The organism is Luteimonas abyssi, from assembly GCF_001482195.1.
In the GTDB taxonomy this organism is placed as follows: Bacteria; Pseudomonadota; Gammaproteobacteria; order Xanthomonadales; family Xanthomonadaceae; genus Luteimonas; species Luteimonas abyssi.
This window is the reverse complement of record NZ_KQ759763.1, coordinates 3,099,144-3,118,655: the sequence shown is the minus strand read 5'-3', so window position 1 is coordinate 3,118,655 and position 19,512 is coordinate 3,099,144. Positions and strand designations below refer to the sequence as shown.

Sequence of the window (19,512 nt, the reverse complement as noted above, 5' to 3'; positions counted from 1 at the left end):
CGCCCGCCCTCGGGACCCCACTGCATGGACGCCATCCGCACACTCGCCAGCCTCGCCCGCATCGACGATGCGACCCGGCTGCACCGCCTGGAGCTGCCCGCGGCCACGCCGTTGCTGGTGGAGCGCTGGGCGGGGGAGGAGGGGCTGTCGTCGGGCTTCGAATGGCGCATCGACGTGCTCTCGACCGACGCCGGCCTGCCGCTGGCGGACTGGCTGGGCCAGCCGGCGACGTTGCGCACGCGCCGGGCCGACGGCGGCGACGTCCGCCGCAGCGGCGTGGTCCGCGAAGCGGTGCTGCTCGGGGCCGACGGCGGCCTGGCGCGCTACCGCCTGACCGTGGTGCCGTGGAGCTGGCTGCTGGGCCAGGGCCGGCACAGCCGGGTGTTCCAGGACAAGACGGTGATCGAGATCGTCGAGGCGGTGTTCGCCGGCTACGCGCCGTTGGCGCAGTGGCGGCTGGGCGACGAGGTCGCCGGCTTCGTCAGCGAGACCCGGCCGCGCAGCTATTGCGTGCAGTACCGCGAGAGCGACGCCGATTTCGTGGCCCGGCTGCTGGCCGAAGAAGGCCTGGGCTGGCGGCTGGAAGAGGACGAGGACGCCGCGGGCGGCCATGCGCTGGTGCTGTTCGCCGACAGCGCGCAGGCGCCGGAGGACCCGGCCTCGAGCGCCCACGGCGGGATCCGCTTCCACCGCAGCGACGCCACCGAATCGGAAGACAGCGTGTTGTCGATCGGCCGCCGCCGCCAGTTGGGCAGCGACCGCCTGACCCTGCTCAGCCACGACTACAAGCGCGCCCAGGCCCTGGGCGTGGACCTGCCGCTGGAAGGCGCGGAGCACGACGTGTCCCTGGCCGCCTACGATCCGGTGGGTGCCTACGCCTTCGCCGATGCCGCCGAGGCCGAGCGCTACGCCGGGTTGATGGCGCAGGCCGAGGAAGCCCGCCGCGACGGCTGGCAGGGCGAAGCGACCGCGCGCACCCTGCGCGCCGGCACCTGGTTCCGGCTGACCCAGGCCCCGGGCCCGGCCGACGGCGCGCCGGAGGCACTGCTGATCACCCGCGTCCGCCAGTTGGGGGTGAACAACCTGCCCACCGACCTGCGCGCACAGATCGACGAGCACCTCGGCCCGGCCGCCGACCTGCTCGACGGCGGCCTGCCGGACGACGGCCCGGCATCAGGCCTCGATCACGCCACCGGCAGCGTCTGGACCGACGGATCGGGCACAGGCCCCACGGAGGCGGCCCTGTCCGAAGCCCTGCAACAGCGCGCCGAATCCGTGGGCTACGCCGCCCGCTTCGAAGCCGTGAGCCGCGCCCGCCCGTGGCGGCCGGTGCTGGCCGACGACACCGGCGTGCGCTTCAACCCGCGCCCGACCGCCCCCGGCTACCAGAGCGCGCTCGTGGTCGATGGCGACGGCGGCACCTCGCCCAACGGCCGTGGGGAGGTCCATTGCGACCGCCTGGGCCGGATCCGGGTGAAGTTCCATTTCATGGACGGCGCCGGTGGCGACACCGCGAAGGCGTCGTGCTGGTTGCGCGTGGCCCAGCGCTACGCCGGCCCCGGCGTGGGCAGCCAGTTCCTGCCGCGGATCGGTCAGGAAGTGCTGGTGGCGTTCCTGGACGGCGACATCGACCGGCCGGTGGTGGTCGGTGCGCTGTACAACGGCCGCGGCGAAGCCGGCGTGCCGGCCACGCCGGGCGGGCAGAGCGCGGAGGCCGACACCAGCGCCTACGGCCAGGCCGGCGACCACCGCCCGAGCGCGCAGGCCAACCTGGCCGGTGGCCATGCCCCGCCGTGGCACGGCGCCGGTGCCGGCGACGACGCCCACCGCAACGCCGCCGCCCTGTGGGGCGTGCAATCCAAGGAGTGGGGCGGCAGCGGCCACACCCGGCTGGTGTTCGACGACTCGGACGGCCAGTTGCGCCTGCAGCTGGCGACCACCCAGGCCGCGAGCCAGCTCAACCTGGGTCACCTGATCCACCAGGCCGACAACTACCGCGGCAGCTTCCGCGGCGAAGGCTTCGAACTGCGCACCGACGCCTGGGGCGCGGTGCGCGCCGAGCGCGGCCTGTGGCTGTCCGCCTACGGCCGCGACGGCAGCACGCCGGCCGGCGACGCCGTCGCCCCGACGGCCTTGCTCGACCAGCTGGCCAAGCTCGGCGAGACCTTCTCGCAGGCGGCCGGCACCCACCAGACGGTGAAGCTGGCCGGCCACGAAGGGGCCACCGAGCCCCGCCAATCCAACCTCATCGGCGAAGAAGCGCCGCTGGCGGCCCTGCGCACCAGCGCGAAGACGACGGTGCCGGGCGCGACCTGGGACGAGGCGCAAGGCGCCGCGGCCGAGCGCAGCCCGGCGGCCGGCGAGGGTCGGGTGCCGCACACCGGCGACGCGCTGCTGGGCCTGGCGGCGCCGGCCGGCATCGGCCTGATCGCCGGCCAATCGCTGACCTGGAGCACGGGCGAGACCCTGACCCTGGCCAGCGGCGCGGCCAGCCACCTGGGCGTGGCCGGCGACCTCCGCGTGCATGCCGGCCAGGCGATCGGCCTGCTGGCCGCGGCGGTGGAAGGTCAGACCGAAGACAACGCCCTGAGCGTGGTGGCCGGCGAAGGCGAGCTGGACCTGCAGGCGCAGAACCACGAGATAAGAATTCGCAGCAAGGACGCGCTGAAGGTGGTCAGCGCGAACGCGGAGGTGGACCTCGCGGCCGGCAGGACCATCCACCTCGCCACCGCGGGCGGGGCCAGCCTGACCATCGAGGGCGGCAACATCACCTTGGCGTGTCCGGGCACGATCAAGGTCCATGCCGCGAAGAAGAGTTTCATCGGGCCGACCACGTTGAACAGGAGCTTCGTGGCTTGGCCGCAAAGCAGCCTCAATGCGCCCTGTATGCAATCAGCCGCAAGCACCAACAGCGCTTTTATCCGGGTCGATTGAGATGTCGAACCACGACGCGCTGAACGATGCCGAATCGCTCCGGGCATGGCTCGACGAAGCATGCGATGCATCCTCACGATGCATCGCACTCGTTGATCCATCGCGCTACTCGAGCCCCGACGCCTGCGCGCAAGCCTTGGGTCTGACGCAAGAAGCGTTCGATGCGCTTCCGAACCTCTACGCGAAGTACGCCAAGTCCATCCGCGAGCTTGGCCCACGACTCTGGGCAGGGCATCCGGACGATCCGGCCTGGGGCCAGTTGCTCGGCGAGGTGCTGGAACGGCAGGCGGCGAGCTTTCTCGTCTTTACCCCTGATGGCAGGAGTCCAGAGGAACATCTCGCCGGGCTGATCCGCATGCCGCAGCCCGGCGGCGGCAATCTATTGTTCCGGTTTCAGGATGTGGTGGTGCTCAGCACGCTGGCACCGCTGTTGTCCGCTGCCCAGCAACGCGCGTTGCTGGGGCCGCTGCATCGCTGGCTATTGGTGGACCTGTGTGGCCACGCGACCCGCTTGGATGCGCCGGATGCAGACGCATTCAGGTCGTTGACTCCCGCGCTGCGTCTGGACCAGTCGCAGATCGATGCCTTGGGCGAAGCGCTCGTCCCGCTGACGATCATCCATCAGGCCAACGAAACCGACAGCACGCTGTTGTCGGGCATGACCAAATGCGAGCAAGTCCATCTGATCCGGGTACGCATGCTGCAGGCGCGGGAACGTGGCCTGAGGCGGGAGGACGATATCGCGTTGTACTGTGTACTCAGCCTGCAGTTGCCCGCAGGCTTCGACCGGAGTGGGCCGGTCGCCGACGCGTTGCACGAGGCGCGAACGCGCGGCATCGGGTTCGGTGATGCCATCGATGACGTGCCCGTCGAGCGCTGGCGGGAAATGGATGAACTGCTCGATGTGGATGCGCCGGATGCCGGGGCGCATTGAGCCGGGACGACGTAATGGAAGGTGCGGTGATCAGTCACTCCAGGAAAAGAACAAAGCCCATGAGTTCATGGAGCAAGGCTCTGCTGGTGAGCGCCTCGATTTTTGTGGCATCCGGGTGCTCCGGAGGTGCGGGACCGCCGGAACGTGAGGTCGGTGGGCTGACGGCGATCACGTACAACTACTCCGAAGATCACCTGACATTCGTTCGTGTTGACGGGGGGCTAGTGGGTTCGGGACTCAAAGCAGTAGAGCCCGGCGGCGTTTCAGGCGGCGGGCGCACATGTTGCGTAGAGCTCAATGCCTACGCAGAAATACTGCCAGTTGAGATCACGCCGCCGGAAGGTGATGCTTACATGTTGAAGGCAAGCGTCGAACAGCCGTGGCCGAAAGGGGCCAGCACGGTGATCGTTCACGTACTGCCTGGGCGTAAGGTTGTGATCGAGACGACGCTTGGTGCGGAGAATGCACCGCGCAAAGACCTGATGGACGCGCGTCTGGAGGAATTGGGGATTGAAAAGGAGGTGGATACTCCCGACTGGGTCTTCAACTTTGCTAGAAATACCTACACGGAGTACATGGAGGTGCCGGAATGAGTGGGGACGACAACGTGATCGGGCCGCGTGTGCGCGCGGTGGAGAACATGGTGGCGCGTGCGCGGGAAAAAACGCAATCGTCCTCGGGAGGTCCGGCTTGCATCAATTGTCGGGTGCCCTTGTGGCTGAGCTTCTTCTTCGATGGCACCAACAACCATCGGGGGCGCGATTTTCCGCGTGATCACAGCAATGTTGCCGCTCTGTTCGACGCCCACCTCGACGCGCCTGAAGCAGGGGTCATTCGCTTCTATTACGAGGGTGTTGGTACTACATTCGAGTTTGAAGATCGCCACGAGAAAGTGTTTGTGCCCCGTGTCGGACTTCAGGAACGTAACGGGTACCGCGAGGGCGAAAGTACTGTTCGTCAGGGTTTCGGGACAGGGCTCGACATCCGGTTGGAAAAGGCGATCTTCGAGTTCCAGATGGCCGTTGAGCGTCAGAAGGGTCTCACCCGTGTGGACGAGATCAACATCGCAGCATTCGGATTCTCCCGCGGCGCGACATCGGCACGCGCATTCGTTAACTGGCTGGCGCAGCACAGCAAGGTGACACGCGAGGGCAGTATGCTGCGCTACGACGGGATTCCGTTGAACGTGAAATTCTTGGGGCTGTTCGACACGGTGGAGTCGATGGGCGGCGCCGGAACGAACAGGCAGCCGCACCTGGTCAAGACCAGCGTGCCGACTTACGTCCAGCGTTGCCTGCACATCGTGGCGGCGCATGAGCTGCGGCGGGCGTTTCCGGTCACCGTGTTGGGCACCGACCGTTACACCCAGGTCGTCTATCCCGGGGCGCACGCCGATACAGGGGGCGGCTATGCGGATGGTGTTCAGGGCCGGAGCAACCAGCTCGCACGGGTGGCGCTGCTACAGATGCTGGACCACGCCCGGGGTGCGGGGTTGAAGATGCTATCTGTGAATGAAATGCGACAGTCGCCGGATTGGTCCCGTATCTTCTCTCTTTCCTTCGATGTGCCCGCTGCTGTCAGGCAAGCTCTGAGCGCTTACATGACGCACGTCATCACGCAGGCGGGTCTGCTTCGTGCGGTCCTCGAAGCCCACATGACGCTGTACTGGGCATGGATTGACGCGGGACTCGCGCTGGAGGACGCCAACGCCAAGCGCGAAGCATTGCCAGGAGGTCGCCGGAACCGTCCCGCGGCCGGAAGCGGCCAGTTCCGAACTATGGCGCACCTGTATCGCTCGCTGGCCCGTACGCCTGCCGGACGCGGCGCAAGGAATGCCCCGCCCGTGCGCGACGTCGTACCTGCGGCCGTGGAGGATTTCTTCGAGACCTATGTCCATGACTCATTCGAACACTTCTCGATGACCGGTGGCACGTTGCAGGCGGATGTGACCGTTGCGGACTACTACGAACTGCGAGAGATGCATGCGCCTCGTGCATGAGGCTGGCTTGGGTGTTCCGATGGCCGACGACACCGGCGCACGTTTGAACCCGCGTCCGACCGCGCCAGGCGCCCAAAGCGCGATCTTCGTCGACGTGGCCGGCGGCACCACCGCGACCGGCCGCGGCGAGGTCCACTGCGACCGGCTGGGCCGGATCCGGATGAAGTTTCATTTCATGGACGGCGCCGGCGACACCGCGAAGGCGAGTTGCTGGCTGCGTGTGGCCCAGCGCTACGCCGGGCCGGGGGTGGGCAGCCAATTCCAATTCCTGTCGCGGATCGGGCAGGAGGTGCTGGTGGCGTTCCTGGACGGCGATATCGACCGGCCGTTCGTGGTCGGCGCGCTGTACAACGACCGCGGCGAGGACGGCGTGCCGGCGTGCCGGCCACACCCGGCGGCCAGACCGCCGAGGTCGAATTAAACCTGTCGCTGTCGTGCGTTGAATGAAATCGCGTTCGATACTCGGCCTGATAGTTATGTTGGCCATAACGGCATGCAATGATGCCGGAGAACCAGAGAAGCAGCTCATGAGTCCCGTGCCGACCCAGACGCTTTGCATCGGACGCCTTCTTGTGGATGCGCCCGCGCCAGCGAGATTACGTTGGACTCAAGAGACGGATGTCAGATTCCGCAGGCTCGATATCGAAGAACGTGCAGCGTACGATGCCTATGTCAGTCGGGAGGAAGCTCGCTACCGACAGTTGCCCCACAAGACCGAAGGCACTCTACTTTCCAATGTTCAGCGTCCCGCTGAAGGGTGGCATGTCCTGTTTGTTCGCCGGAACCACCTGGATGGCGTCGGGCACAAAGTGGCCGGCTATGCCTGGAAAGGTGGCAATGCATACGAGATCGAAACACTCAAATACGAGCGCGAAGCGTTCGAAGATGTCGCAACGACACTTGTCGCGAGTCTCCCCGAGCTTAGGCGGGTCGACGATGGAGAGTCTGCGGAAGGTCCAGGATTCTGCATCGATCACGCTGTGGCCGATCCCCGAGGTGGGCGCATCATGGCCGGGCTGAGTATCGAATCGTTCGCCTTGCGCGGAGTTTCACTTTCTTTGGGGGTTGTTGAGAATCACGCCTCCAATCCGGAAAGCTCTGCTGCAGAAGGAGCATTCGCCTCGCTTTCCGAGCAGGAACAGCAGTATCGCGAGCGCATGCGGAGTTCCGGGGAGGATTCGATCCGCGATTTCAAGGTGCTGAGGCGTGAGCAAAAGAGTGTGATGGGGCTTTCCGGGGAGGAGGGGGCCTATCGCGTGGAAACCTCGGACGGGAAGGTGAAATACGGCTTTGTCTGGACGTCGCAGTCCAGGCCGGACGGTCGTTTCCCGATGGCGTTGTCGGCGTCTCTTGAAGCTGGGGCCGACGAGCACGTCGACGACTACACTCCACCTCCCGATGAAGAGCAGTTGACCGCCCTTTGGGATGCGCTGTTGGCCTCGATCAAGGAACGGCCTGGCGCCTACTGAGGCGCAGGTTGATCGCGGCTGGAGCACGGACATCGTGATAAGAGGATGTTGCAGCGCGTCGCTGCTCGTGTTCACGTTGGCAACTGCCGCATGCGGCGAAAGGAGCCGTGAATTACCCATGGCGCCTATCGAACCCATGCGCACCGAATGCTTCGGGCGACACGAGATCTCGATGCCGGAGAGCTTCCGCTTTCGGCACTCCGGTTCATCGGTCACCTTCTATTACAGGCACGACACAGACTTCGAGACGGTCGAGGCTCAAGTCGTCGACAGTGATGCGGCGTACGAGCGATTCGTCGCCAGTGTCGCATCCAGAGCCGCAGACATTTCCGCCGAATCGAACGAAAAGACCGGCGGTTCGATGTTGCTGGCGCAGGAGGAGATCGAATCGAACACGCTTCTGCTCCGTTATCACAGAAGCGATGTGTCCGATCGGTCGCACGTGCATGAAGTCCATCGACTCGTTTCAGGCAAGCATCTTTTCCTGAAAGCAGATTCGTTCAAGGGGGAGTGGGCGTCGGTCGAGGCCAGGCTGAAGCAGCTGGCAGCGGGCGCGCGGGCCATCTCGCCTGCTGCGGGTCCTATCGGGGGAGATTTTTGTCTGGGGGGACTAGTGCTCGACCCGGTAGACGACTACGAGTCGGCCAAGTTTTCGTATCGGGCCGGAAACCTCGCGCATCGCGATGTGGTGCTCGCCATCGAATCGGAAACGTTCAAGCGTGATGAGGCGGCTGCCCGCGTCGTGCAACGTCTGGACGGCAATTTCTCCGGGCTCGGACTGCGCCCGGTTGTCCTGCGAAAGGGGGCTTTTGAGTTCGGCGGCGCGCCCGCCGAGCAGTGGTTGGGCCGGGAGCAGGTCGACGGGCAGGTCGAGCATCTCTTCGTGGCCGAGTCGTATCCGGCTTCGCCGGGATTGCGGAGTCCCGCCTTGCAGGTCGAACTGAGGACCGGTGGTGTTCCTTCCTCACAGCCCGATGCAGGTTTGCCCCCCTACCGGCGCCCCACCATGCCGCCGACGACAGGCCAGGCGCGCATGGCGTCGTCGCTGAGTGACGATCAGGCGATCGCCCTTTGGGACGAGATGGTGCAGTCCATCAAGGCTCGCTGAAGTCGATGCCGCCTGATTCAGTGCACCAGGATCGGGATGGCTCTTGGCGGATCCGCGTCGCCGTCACGGCATCCGGTGCGGCCGCTGTACCGAGTTCGGGTGTGTAGTGTGGCTGCGATTCGATCCTGCATCTTGGCCCTCTGCGCGGGACTGCTGTTGATGGGCTGTGCCGATGGGAAAGGCGGCAGAGAACACGCGATGGCCGACGGCCTGGAGATCGAGAAGCGCAGCGTCTGTGTCGGGCCGTACACGCTCGACGTGCCCGTCGGCTGGACGCGCCAGCAGAAGTCGCTCGATGCCGGCGGCGACGCCACGTTCTATTTCGGGCGCGACGAGAACTTCGTGAAGATCGACGCGGTCGTGGTGGACGACAGGGAGCGAAGCGCCTTCGAGGCCGGCGTCCTGCAGCGCGAGGGCGAGCTGAAGGCGCGCGAGCATTTCGCACACGACGGCTCGATGTTCGTGTCGCGCGAGACGGTCGGCGACGGCATGGCGCTGATCCAGTCGTACGCCAGCGTCGACACCACCGATGCGATCCGCATGGAGGTGCACGGCGCGCTGCCCACCTCGTCGGTGGTGCTGTCGCAGACCGCGTACGCGCCGGACGCCCGGGACGCCGTGCGGGCGCGGCTTCTGGCCGCCCTGGCGTCGGTGCGCGAGATCGACCCCGGCACCGCGCCGGCATCCGTCTTCTGCATCGGCCGCGTGGCCTTCGATCTCGCCAGCGATTACGAAGAGGCCGAGATCGGCTATGCCGGGCGCACGCTGGACGCGTCGGCGGCGTTGCGGATGGACATCAACACGTTCGCCGAAGCCGCCGAGGAACCTTCGCTCCTCGTGCGCGGCGAGGCGAACCTGGAAGGGCTGGGCGTCCGCCCGCAACGGCTCAGGGCCGGTGCGCGGCCGCTCGCGGGCGACGACGGCGAAGAATGGCTCGGCGCCTTCGTCGAGGACGGCACGCGGATACAGGCCTTCTACGCCGAGACCACGACCAAGACACCGACATCAGTGCACCCGAAGCTTCTGGTGAGCCTTTCGGTGGGCGAGAGCGGCGCGATGGACGATGGCACAGCGGTCGCGCTGTGGGACCAGATCCTGCCGACGCTCCGCAAGCGCTAGCCGGTGCAGGCGGCCGTCGATCTTCCGTGCAGGCCGGCAACCGGTCGTCCCGATGCCGAGGTGCACGGGTTGCAGGGATACCGGGACATCTTGGAAACCGCCTCCGCCGGACCCACAATCGGCCGATGGAAATCAAATCAGACAACCCCGACCACGGCTTCCAGTTTCCCGGCGCGTTCGAGATCACCGCGATGGGGCCGGCCAACGCCGGTCTGGAGGCGGAGATCCCGAAGCTGCTGCAGGCCGCCGGCCTGACGGTGCTGGAGGAAACCATCAGCTGGCGCGAATCCACCGGCGGCCGGTACGTGTCCGTGCGCCTGAGCTTCCGCGCGAACTCGCGCGAGGAGTACGAGACCGCGCACGCCGCGCTGCGCGAGCACCCCGAGATCAAGTGGACCCTGTGATCTGAGCGGTCACGTGGTCCGGGCGGTCGTACGCCTGGAAACAGCGGGCCTCGAGGCAGACGGGGCCGTTGATTGCGCGATGGCCGCCATGCGTGGGGACGCCGTCACCGGCGGCCGGGTCGCGGTGCGCCGATCGAGGGGCGGCATCATCGGCGCGTAAGAGACGTGCGCTCCGCGCGCTTGACTTGCCGCCCCGAAGGGGCACTCTGTGCGAGGAGCGACGGCCTGGGGAGGCTCGTCGACGGAAACCACCAGAAGGGATCAGGGGATGAACGGGACGTTCGTGTCTTCACGGGGAGCGGTGCGTGCGATGGCGCTGGGTCTGGCGTTGGTGCCGGTGGCAGCGTTCGCGCAGAGTGGGGTGTGCTGGCAGAACGCGGCCTGCTGGGGCGACAGGCTCCAGGTCGGGGTGACGACATCGGTCGATGCCGAAGCGTTGCTGGGGGCCGAGCAACGGCGGGTCGAGCGCAGCTCCGAACTGTCGGCCGACAACCGGCCGATTCACTACGAGAGTTGGTATTACTCGGCGGCAGCCAGCGCCGCGCCCGCGCGGCGCAGCATGCTGGGCGGCCTGCGGCAGGCGGCCAGCAGTGCGCTCGGAGTGGCCAGCGATGTGGGAGCGGCCGTCGGGGGCGAGGCAGGCAATCGGATCACCCAGCAACGCACCTCGGCGGCCTTCGGTGTCAGCCGCGCCAACCAGCGGGTGTCCGGCGCGGAGCGCCTGGCCGATCGTGCGGGGCTCGGCGAGGAAGCCGCCACGGGGGTGCCGGGGACGTCATCGCTGCGCTTGTCGTTCCGCGACGGGGTACTCGTGAGCGTGGCCGAAGGGGGCTGATCGCGTCCTCACGGAGCGCCATGGCGATCGCCGCGTTCGATCGCCGCGTCGTGTGGGCGATGAGACGTTCCACGCGGGCAGCGCGAGATCGCGGGCAAGTGCGCGGAATACGCTGTTGCGGCCGTGGGCTCCCCCTGGCCGAGGGCTGGGGGAGATAATGGCGGCCTCTGCCGCCAAGTCTCCGCCGTTGCCCACTCTCGACGCCCGCCTCCGCGATCTCGGCCGCCAGTCCTACGAACCGGTCTGGCGCGCGATGCAGCGCTTCACCGACACGCGCACGGCGGACACGCCGGACGAAGTGTGGGTGGTCGAGCACGATCCGGTGTTCACCCTGGGCCAGGCCGGCAAGGCGGAGCACGTGCTGATGCCGGGCGAGATTCCGGTCCTGCAGGTGGATCGGGGCGGGCAGGTGACGTATCACGGCCCGGGCCAGATCGTGGTCTATCCGCTGCTGGACCTGCGCCGGCTGAAGATCGGGGTGCGCGATTACGTCGAGCGCATCGAGCAGGCGGTGATCGACACCTTGGCCGAGTGGAACATCGGCGCCGAGCGGCGCGCCGGCGCGCCCGGTGTCTACGTCGCCGGGGCCAAGGTCGCGGCGCTGGGCATCCGGGTGCGCCGAGGCTGTACGTTCCACGGCCTGGCGTTCAACGTGGCGATGGATCTGGCGCCGTTTGGCCGCATCAACCCCTGCGGCTACCAGGGGCTGCAGGTGACCTCGGTGCTAGACTTGGGTGGTCCGTCCGGCATGGAGGCCGTCAAACCGGTGCTGCTGGATGCGTTGGCCGCCGAGTTCGGCCTCCGGTTGCAGCCCGATGCCGCGCTGCCGGATCTTTCGCAGGCCGCCTGACCTGCCCACGCTCCCCTCCCCCCATTTCGCGATGCCACGGAAATGACTCAATCCGCCGACCGCTCCATTCCGTTGCAGGTCCTGTCGCCGACCGGCGACGCCGGCCTGCAGCCCGGCAACAAGCAGCTCGCCGGCGACAAGATCGCCCGCTCGCCGGTGCAGTTCGCCGATGCGCCGGTGCTGCGCAAGCCGTCGTGGATCCGGGTGCGCATTCCGTCCAACGGTGCCGTCGCCGCGCTGAAGTCGAAGCTGCGCGAGAACCGCCTGGTCACCGTGTGCGAGGAAGCCAGCTGCCCGAACATCCACGAGTGCTTCGGCCACGGCACCGCCACCTTCATGATCCTGGGCGAGGTCTGCACCCGGCGCTGCTCGTTCTGCGACGTCGCCCATGGCCGACCGAAGCCGCCGGACCCGAGCGAGCCCTTCAGCCTCGCCACCACGGTGGCCGACATGGGCCTGAAGTACGTGGTGGTGACCAGCGTCGACCGCGACGACCTGCGCGACGGTGGCGCCCAGCATTTCGTCGACTGCATCGCCGCGATCCGCGCCCGCACGCCGTCGACCCGCATCGAGATCCTCACGCCCGACTTCCGCGGCAAGGGCCGCATGGAGCGGGCGCTGGAGATCCTGGCGCAGAATCCGCCGGACGTGTTCAACCACAACGTCGAAACCGTCCCGGAGCTGTACCGCAACGTGCGGCCGGGTGCCGATTACCAGTGGTCGCTGACCTTGCTGCAGAAGTTCAAGGCGCAACACCCGAACGTCTCCACCAAGTCCGGCATCATGCTCGGCCTGGGCGAGACCCTGGAGCAGGTGCAGGGCACCCTGCGCGACCTGCGCGCGCACGACGTCGACATGGTCACCATCGGCCAGTACCTGCAGCCGTCCGCGCATCACCACCCGGTGCTGCGTTACTGGACGCCCGAGGAGTTCAAGGCGCTGGAAGTGTTTGGCATGGAACTCGGTTTCAGCCATGTCGCCTCCGGTCCGCTGGTGCGCTCCTCGTATCACGCCGACCGCCAGGCGATGGAGGCCGGCGTCGCGGCCTGAGGGTCGAAAGGGCCGGTATCCCCGATATCCGGCGTCCCAGCCGCGTCGCTCGCCGGCGCGGGTCCGCCGGGGTCGGCAGGCGATGCGGGCAGCCGGCGCGGGCGGCCTCGACCGTGATGCACGCGTCGCCGAGGTTTCTTCGGGCAGCCTGAAACGTGGCCGTAGACCACGCGTCGGCGGTCGACGCGTCGTGGCGCCGAGCCCGCTTCCAGCCTGAGTGCCACCCGAACGCGGTCCGCGTCGGGCCAAGTCGCGTTCACCTCGTCCGAACCCTGCGCGGTTAGAGTGGAATTCGCGCGTTTCCGGCGCTGCCATGCAACTTTCGGCACTGGAATGCGTCTATCGTTGTCCACACATTGGCAATCCGGATCGTATCGGACGAACCGGCGCGCGTGACCAGGAACGAGCCCCCGCATGAAAGCAAACCGTCTGCTGTCCGCCACCGTGATCGCCGTCGCGCTGTCGGTGCCACTCGCGCTGATGGCGCGGGCCGATACCGATACCGCCATCCCGGCCGGTCCCAATACCGACCAGGTGCGTACCGCGCAGCTGGTGCACGGCCTGCTTTCGGACAGTCGCTATGCGTACCGGCCGCGCGCGCTGGACGGCGCGATGGAGCAGGACATGCTGCGGCGCTATCTGGAGGCGCTGGACGGCAGCAAGATGTTCTTCACCGCCGAGGATGTGGCGCGTTTCGAGCCCAACACCAAGGCACTGGGCAACGCGGTGCGACAGGGCCAGATGGAGCCCGCCTTCGCGATGTTCGCGCTCTACAAGGAACGTGTCGAGGAACGCGCCGCCTATGCGCGCAGTCTGCTCACACAGGACATCTTCGATTTCACCGGCGACGACCGCTGGGAGTACGACCGCAAGAAGGCGGTCTGGGCGGCGGACGCGGCCGAGCTGGATTCGGTCTGGCAGCAGTCGGTCCGCAACGATTGGTTGCGTCTGCAGCTGGCCGGTCGCGAACCCGGGCAGATCCGCGAGACCCTGGATCGGCGCTATCGCAATCTGGGCACCAACATCGCCCAGCTCAACGGCGAGGACGCGTTCCAGACCTTCCTCAATGCCTACGCCGCGTCCATCGACCCGCATACCAGTTACTTCAACCCGCGCAGCACGCAACTGTTCAACCAGAGCATGTCGCTGTCGCTGGAAGGTATCGGCGCGCAGCTGCAGCGGCAGGACGACGTGGTGGTGATCCGCGAGCTGATCGCGGGCGGCCCCGCAGCGATCAGCGGCAAGTTCCGGGTGGGCGACCGCATCGTCGGCGTCGGCCAGGGGACCGATGGCGAGATCGAGGATGTGGTCGGCTGGCGCATCGACGATGTGGTCGAGAAGATCAAGGGCCCGGCCGATAGCCAGGTCCGCCTCGAAGTCGTGCCTGCCGAGGCCGGGCTCGACAGCGAACCGGTGCAGATCGTGATCACCCGCGCGCGCGTGCGTCTGGAAGAGCAGGCGGCCAAGTCCGAGGTGATCGACATTCCCGGCGTCGATGGCGATGTCGACCATCGCATCGGTGTGATCAAGCTGCCGGCCTTCTATCAGGACTTCCAGGGGCGTCGCAGCCGGAACGGGGATTACACCTCCGCGACCCGCGATGTCGCCCGTCTGCTCGAGGGCTTCAAGGGCGAGAACGTCGACGGCGTGGTGCTGGACCTGCGCAACAACGGTGGCGGCTCGCTCAACGAGGCGGTCGAGCTGACCGGTCTGTTCATCGATTCCGGTCCGGTCGTGCAGGTGCGCGAATCGGGTGGCCGCGTCAGCGTGGAAGCCGACCGCAATCCGGGCGTGGCCTGGGACGGCCCACTGGCCGTGCTGATCAACCGCGGTTCGGCTTCGGCATCGGAGATCGTCGCCGGTGCCATCCAGGACTATGGCCGCGGCCTGGTGATCGGCGAGACCACCTTCGGCAAGGGCACCGTGCAGAACCTGGTCGATCTCGACCGCTGGCCGGGCAACGAGCAGAAGCGCTTCGGCTCGGTGAAGCTGACGGTGGCGCAGTTCTTCCTGCCCGGTGGCAGCAGCACCCAGAACCGCGGCGTGGTGCCGGACATCAAGTTCCCGGTGACGGTGGATGCCAGCGAATTCGGCGAAAGCACCAACGACAATGCCCTGCCGTGGACCCGCATCGCCGCGGTCCCGCACACCCAGTACGGTGATTTCTCGTCGCTGTTGCCGCGCCTCGACGCGCTGCACGAAACCCGCATCCAGCAGGATCCCGAGTTCCGCTGGTGGGTGGAGGATGTCGAGGAGTTCCGTGCCGAGCGCGAGAAGAAGTACGTCGTGCTCAACGAGGCCGAGCGCCGTGCCGAGCGCGAGCGCCAGGAGCAGAAGCGTCGCGATCGACAGGACCAGCGCAGGGCGCTCGGACTGCCGCTCGACCCGTTGGCCGAGGACAACGACGACGGCCTGCAGGCCAGCGAGCGCGACATCGCGTTGGATACCGCGCGCGAGAAGGCGGCCGAAGAGCGTCCCGACCCGCTGCTGCGCGAATCCGCGGCGATCCTCGGCGACGCGATGCGCCTGCTGGGCGAGGACGATCAGCTCAACGCCCAGGTGTTGCCGCAGTCGACGCGGCCCAATAGCTGGGCGCGCTGACCGGGCGCGACCCGGTCGCCTCCGCGCTGGACGCCGCCGCCGCAAGGCGGCGGCATGCGTTTCGGCCTTGCTCCGTGGGGTGACGGTGGTCGGAACGTTCCGGGCCGTGCGCCGATGCGGTGGGCCGCTGCGTCCGCGCCGAGGCCCGCGGGGTGGCTTCCGATGCCGCCGCCATACCAAGCCGATGTCCTCCGGAATCGTCCCGTCTCGAGCGCGGTCTCGCGTTCGTAGTCCGATGGCGCGGATGCGGGCGTCGCTGTTTCCACGACGGGATGGCCGTCTCGACCTCGACGGCGCGCGGGTCGCGCGGGCCATGCGTCCTGTGCCGGCAAGGACGTTGTGATCTCCGGGACATGCCGGCGCCGCACGCGCGCAGGCATGCTCACGGCGTACCATATCGCGGCGGTGGCCCCACCCGCCGCGATCGCTTCGTCCCCCCTTCCGGATGCCGTCCATGAGTGCCCCGCCGCTCGTGCCGCGCGAGGTTTCCCCGCTCGCCGTGCTGTTCGCCCTGGCCCTGGTCTATGTGATCTGGGGTTCCACCTATCTCGGGATCAAGTTCGCGCTCGAGGGCGGCTATCCGCCTTTGCTGATGGCGGGGATCCGGTTCACGATCGCCGGCAGCCTGCTTTACGCGGTCCTGCGCTGGCGCGGCGTGCCGGCGCCCACGTCGGTGCAATGGAGGAACGTGGCGTTCATGGGGGTATTGCTGCTCGGGTTCGGCAATGGACTGGTGTGCATCGCCGAGCAGTCGGTGTCCTCGGGGCTGGCCGCCGTCGCGGTCGCGTCGGCGCCGTTGTGGATCGGCTTGTTCTCGGCGATGCGCGGACAACGGCCGCACCGGCTGGAATGGGTCGGGCTGGGCATCGGCTTCGTCGGTGTGCTCTGGCTCAATGCCGGCAGTTCGCTGACCGCGACGCCGACCGGGCTGGTGGCGCTGCTGGTCGCACCGCTGGCGTGGGCGTTCGGATCGGTGTGGAGCCGCGGCCGCGACCTGCCGTCGCCGTTCATGACCGCCGCAGCGCAGATGCTGTGCGGGGGCGGCGCGATGCTGCTGGCCGGAGGCGTGCTCGGTGAACGCTTCGACGGTCTGCCCAGCCTGCACGGCACGCTCTCGGTCGCGTACCTGTCGAGCTTCGGTTCGATCGTCGCGTTCACCGCCTACATCTGGTTGTTGCACCACGTGCGACCGACCTTGGCGGGCAGCTATGCCTACGTCAACCCGGTGATCGCGGTCATGCTCGGCGCGGGCCTGGCGTCGGAACGCTTCAGTGCGCACGACCTGGGCGCGATGGCGGTGATTCTGGTCGGCGTGGTCGCGATCACCCTGGCGCGCGCCCGTCCGGCGAAGCCGGCATGAGCGGCATCCCCGACCGGCGCGCGCTGTGGATCGCGATCGCGGCCTTCACGATCTGGGGGCTGATGCCGCTTTACTGGTACCTGCTGCGGCATGTGCCGGCGATGCAGATCGTGCTGCATCGTGCGGTCTGGTGCGCGATTCTGGTGGCGGCGTGGCTGACCCTGCGCCGCGGTCGCGGCTGGCTGCGCGAAGTGGTCGCGCAGCCGCGGCTGGCCGGCATGCTCGGTGTCTCGGGGGTGTTGATCGCCGGCAACTGGAGCCTCTACGTCTGGGCGGTCAACAGCGGACACGTGGTCGAGGCCAGCCTCGGCTACTTCATCAATCCCTTGCTCAACGTGGTCATCGGCGTGCTGTTCCTGCGCGAACGCCTGTCGTGGCCGCAATGGGTGTCCGTCGCGCTCGCCGCTGTCGGTGTGCTGTGGCTGACGTTCAATTACGGCAGCTTCCCGTGGATCGCGCTGTGTCTGGCCGCTTCGTTCGCGATCTACGGCGTGATCCGCAAGTTCGCCGCGGTCGAGGCGGTGCAGGGGCTCGGGGTGGAGAACCTGTTCGTGTTCGGACCGGCGGTGTTGGCGCTGGTCTGGATCGAGTGGCAGGGCGGCGGCGGGTTCTTCTCGCTGCGCTGGGGCGGGTGGACCGATGTGCTGCTGGTCATGGGCGGTGCGTTGACCGCGATTCCGCTGATCTGCTTCGCCTACGCGGTGCGGCGGGTGCCGCTGTCGGTGGTCGGCCTGCTGCAGTACATCGGGCCGACGTTGCAGTTGCTGTTGGGCGTGTTCTTCTTCGGCGAGGCGTTCGGTGTGGACCGCGCCGTCGGCTTCATCTTCATCTGGGTCGGCCTGGTGGTGTTCGCCGCCGACGGCTATCTGCGGACACGTCGGCGGGTGGTCGCGCAGCAGGCGTGAATCCATCTTTTGCCGGTGAGAGGCGTCCGATGTGCCCATGGAGGCGCGCCTGATGTGACATGAGTCGCGAAATGGGCGAGTCGAACCTCGATCCGTGCCTTCGCCGATGCGGGAGGGCTAAAGCCGCGTATGCTGCGCCTCGCAGGGGGTTCACTCGACATTAAGCAAGGATAGCCTGATGAAAATCACTGCGATCGCATCAGCTGTACTGGCGTGTGCGTTGATGACCGGATGTGAAGGATCCGGAAAGGTGGGGACGGAGCGTACGACCTCAAGTAACGGTGTCAGTTCGAGCCGGGTCTACGTGGAGATGACCATCTCGTGGAAGAGTGCGATCGACGCGTCGATGCTCGCGATCGATCTCAGCGCGACGAACGCGGTCGTCGTCGACGGGAATGGCACGGTCACCGTCACCCTGTTGCAGGGCGGACAGACGATCGGCGTCGGGCAATTCGGCTACAACGTCATCGACGGCATGGCGCTGGTCTCCGATCCGGGGGCCGTCAACTACTGGCTGGCCGGTCATCCCGGCGCCGATGGCTACGAGGTCGTGCTCGACGACGTCACGACGATCGATACCGATGCCGGTGTCGCGTCGCTGGCTGTCGAAGCCATCTACGACGGCTATGTCTACGGCTCGGCATCGTCCTCGTGGGGTTCGGCGGGCGGCGGTGGCTGCGGAGGTGAACCGGGTGGCGGCCACGATGGTGGCGTGTTCCTTCCGGAAATGCCGATCATCTGCCCCTGACAGCCGCAAGCGGTGACGCGCGAGGCCGACGGATGTCGGCCTCGCGCGATGCGAGGGTGAGGTTCGGCGTCCGGTGAGGGCCCCGGCCAGGGAGGCTGATGCGTTCACGCTGAACCAGCCGCCGGGCAGTCCGCGGCGCCGAACCAGTCGACGACCGTCGGGCCCAGGCGATCCAGGCGCATCGGCAGGCTGAGGTGATTCTCGCTGGCCAGCTCGAGATAGCGCGCCTGCGGCGCGGCCGCCGCCAAGGCGCGGCCGTGCGCGACCGGCACGTGCCGGTCGGCATCGCCGTGTACCAACAGCACGCAGGCGTCTGTGCGCGCGAGCGCGTCGGCCACGGTCACCGTGTCGAGCGACAGGTGCAGGGTTTCGCCGGCCCGTGCCACCGCGGCATCGATGACGGCAGCATCCACCCGCCAGCGCAGCCAACGCTGTACGAGACGGTCGTGCCAGCCGCCCGGCTCGTGTTCGAGCATGTGCGGCACCATGTCGCGGATCGCCTCGCCGGCGTTGTCGAACGATTCCAGCGCGACCACGCGGTCGACGCCCAGCGCCGGATCGGCGGCCGCGAACAGTGCGGTGGCCGCGCCGTAGGACACGCCGAACAGGTGCAGCGGGCCGACGATCTCACCGTCGCTCCGCAGTCGGGCAACGACGTCGACGAGATCGTCCGCCTCACGGGTGCCGTAGCCGGCCGGCGCCGTGCCCGAGCGGCCGTGGTTGCGCAGGTCGATGGCGATCGTGCGGTAACCGGCTTCGGCCAGCTGCAGCGACCACGGCAGCAGCGAGCCGCCATCCATCATCCAGCCGTGCAGCAGGACGACGGTGCCGCGCGGGCGCCCCGCCGTCGTCGCGGGCGACGAGAAATCCAGCGCGAAGTCCAGGGTGTCCGTGACACCTGCCGTGTTGGTGGCGTTCCAGTCGTAGCGCAGCCCGTAGTCGCCGGGGTCCAGGGCCCGCCAGAACACGGCGACGCCGCCGCGCGTCTCGACGAAGCCGCTGCGCCCGGTCAGCCGGGCATGAGCGTCCTCGATGCGCTCACGGGGCAGCAGTGGCGAGCTGCCGGACGGCGCGACCAAATGCGACGACAGCGACGCGACCACGCCCGGCCAGGAACTGAAGCCGGCGGCGAGCAGGCAGAGGCAGGCAGCGAACGGGACGGCGAGACGCGACATCGGCGGAGGCGGTGAACCGGG

General features: G+C 67.6%; 16 protein-coding genes and 1 pseudogene. 16 read left to right on the top strand and 1 reads right to left on the bottom strand.

Features of this window, described 5'->3' with window-relative positions; all coding sequences use genetic code 11:
* Positions 1-24: 24 nt before the first annotated feature.
* The 16 genes and pseudogenes from RG19_RS13520 to RG19_RS13440 all read left to right on the top strand — a co-directional run bounded on the left by RG19_RS13520 (position 25) and on the right by RG19_RS13440 (position 18,316).
* On the top strand, positions 25-2,934 hold the full coding sequence (locus tag RG19_RS13520) for a type VI secretion system Vgr family protein (RefSeq protein WP_058835725.1): 2,910 nt from the start codon (positions 25-27) through the stop codon (positions 2,932-2,934).
* Position 2,935: 1 nt separating this feature from the next.
* Positions 2,936-3,868 carry a DUF4123 domain-containing protein gene (locus RG19_RS13515; RefSeq protein WP_082672674.1) on the top strand — a complete coding sequence of 311 codons (933 nt, stop codon included), beginning with the start codon at positions 2,936-2,938 and terminating at the stop codon, positions 3,866-3,868.
* A 59-nt stretch (positions 3,869-3,927) separates the two neighbouring features.
* A complete protein-coding gene (locus tag RG19_RS17685; RefSeq protein ID WP_162267081.1) occupies positions 3,928-4,461 on the top strand; it encodes a hypothetical protein in 534 nt (177 codons plus the stop codon).
* Positions 4,458-5,867 (top strand): T6SS phospholipase effector Tle1-like catalytic domain-containing protein, encoded by a 1,410-nt coding sequence (locus RG19_RS13505; RefSeq protein WP_058835723.1) that lies wholly within the window; start codon positions 4,458-4,460, stop codon positions 5,865-5,867. The genes RG19_RS17685 and RG19_RS13505 overlap by 4 nt, the downstream gene beginning before the upstream one ends.
* Positions 5,860-6,293: pseudogene (locus RG19_RS13500) on the top strand (phage baseplate assembly protein V); the annotation flags it as partial. The gene RG19_RS13505 and the pseudogene RG19_RS13500, both read left to right, overlap by 8 nt.
* Before the next feature lie 101 nt (positions 6,294-6,394).
* A complete protein-coding gene (locus RG19_RS17680; RefSeq protein ID WP_157515274.1) occupies positions 6,395-7,336 on the top strand; it encodes a T6SS immunity protein Tli4 family protein in 942 nt (313 codons plus the stop codon).
* Positions 7,337-7,454: 118 nt separating this feature from the next.
* Entirely contained in the window at positions 7,455-8,444 is a 990-nt protein-coding gene (locus RG19_RS13485; RefSeq protein ID WP_162267080.1) for a T6SS immunity protein Tli4 family protein, read from the top strand.
* A 198-nt stretch (positions 8,445-8,642) separates the two neighbouring features.
* Positions 8,643-9,563: a T6SS immunity protein Tli4 family protein gene (locus RG19_RS13480; RefSeq protein ID WP_058835718.1), complete on the top strand. Its 921-nt coding sequence runs from the start codon at positions 8,643-8,645 to the stop codon at positions 9,561-9,563.
* 125 nt (positions 9,564-9,688) lie between these two features.
* On the top strand, positions 9,689-9,967 hold the full coding sequence (locus tag RG19_RS13475; protein WP_058835717.1) for a DUF493 family protein: 279 nt from the start codon (positions 9,689-9,691) through the stop codon (positions 9,965-9,967).
* Positions 9,968-10,235: 268 nt separating this feature from the next.
* Positions 10,236-10,802, top strand: coding sequence for a hypothetical protein (locus RG19_RS13470; RefSeq protein ID WP_157515272.1), 567 nt, complete (start codon positions 10,236-10,238; stop codon positions 10,800-10,802).
* Between the two features lie 157 nt (positions 10,803-10,959).
* Complete coding sequence (gene lipB, locus RG19_RS13465; RefSeq protein WP_058835715.1) at positions 10,960-11,652, top strand: lipoyl(octanoyl) transferase LipB; 693 nt, start codon at positions 10,960-10,962, stop codon at positions 11,650-11,652.
* Positions 11,653-11,694: 42 nt separating this feature from the next.
* Positions 11,695-12,702 (top strand): lipoyl synthase, encoded by a 1,008-nt coding sequence (lipA, locus tag RG19_RS13460; protein WP_058835714.1) that lies wholly within the window; start codon positions 11,695-11,697, stop codon positions 12,700-12,702.
* 414 nt (positions 12,703-13,116) lie between these two features.
* Positions 13,117-15,303, top strand: a complete 2,187-nt coding sequence (locus RG19_RS13455; RefSeq protein ID WP_058835713.1) for a carboxy terminal-processing peptidase — start codon at positions 13,117-13,119, stop codon at positions 15,301-15,303.
* A 454-nt stretch (positions 15,304-15,757) separates the two neighbouring features.
* The gene (yedA, locus tag RG19_RS13450) at positions 15,758-16,663 is read left to right on the top strand and encodes a drug/metabolite exporter YedA (protein ID WP_058835712.1); all 906 of its coding nucleotides are present in this window, start codon (positions 15,758-15,760) and stop codon (positions 16,661-16,663) included.
* Positions 16,660-17,568: an EamA family transporter RarD gene (rarD, locus tag RG19_RS13445; RefSeq protein WP_058835711.1), complete on the top strand. Its 909-nt coding sequence runs from the start codon at positions 16,660-16,662 to the stop codon at positions 17,566-17,568. Before yedA ends, rarD begins: the two co-directional genes overlap by 4 nt.
* A gap of 178 nt (positions 17,569-17,746) precedes the next feature.
* On the top strand, positions 17,747-18,316 hold the full coding sequence (locus RG19_RS13440; protein WP_157515271.1) for a hypothetical protein: 570 nt from the start codon (positions 17,747-17,749) through the stop codon (positions 18,314-18,316).
* Positions 18,317-18,420: 104 nt separating this feature from the next.
* Here the strand turns inward: RG19_RS13440 and RG19_RS13435 are convergent, their stop codons facing one another.
* Positions 18,421-19,491 (bottom strand): alpha/beta hydrolase, encoded by a 1,071-nt coding sequence (locus tag RG19_RS13435; RefSeq protein ID WP_058835709.1) that lies wholly within the window; start codon positions 19,489-19,491, stop codon positions 18,421-18,423.
* Between the last annotated feature and the right edge of the window lie 21 nt (positions 19,492-19,512).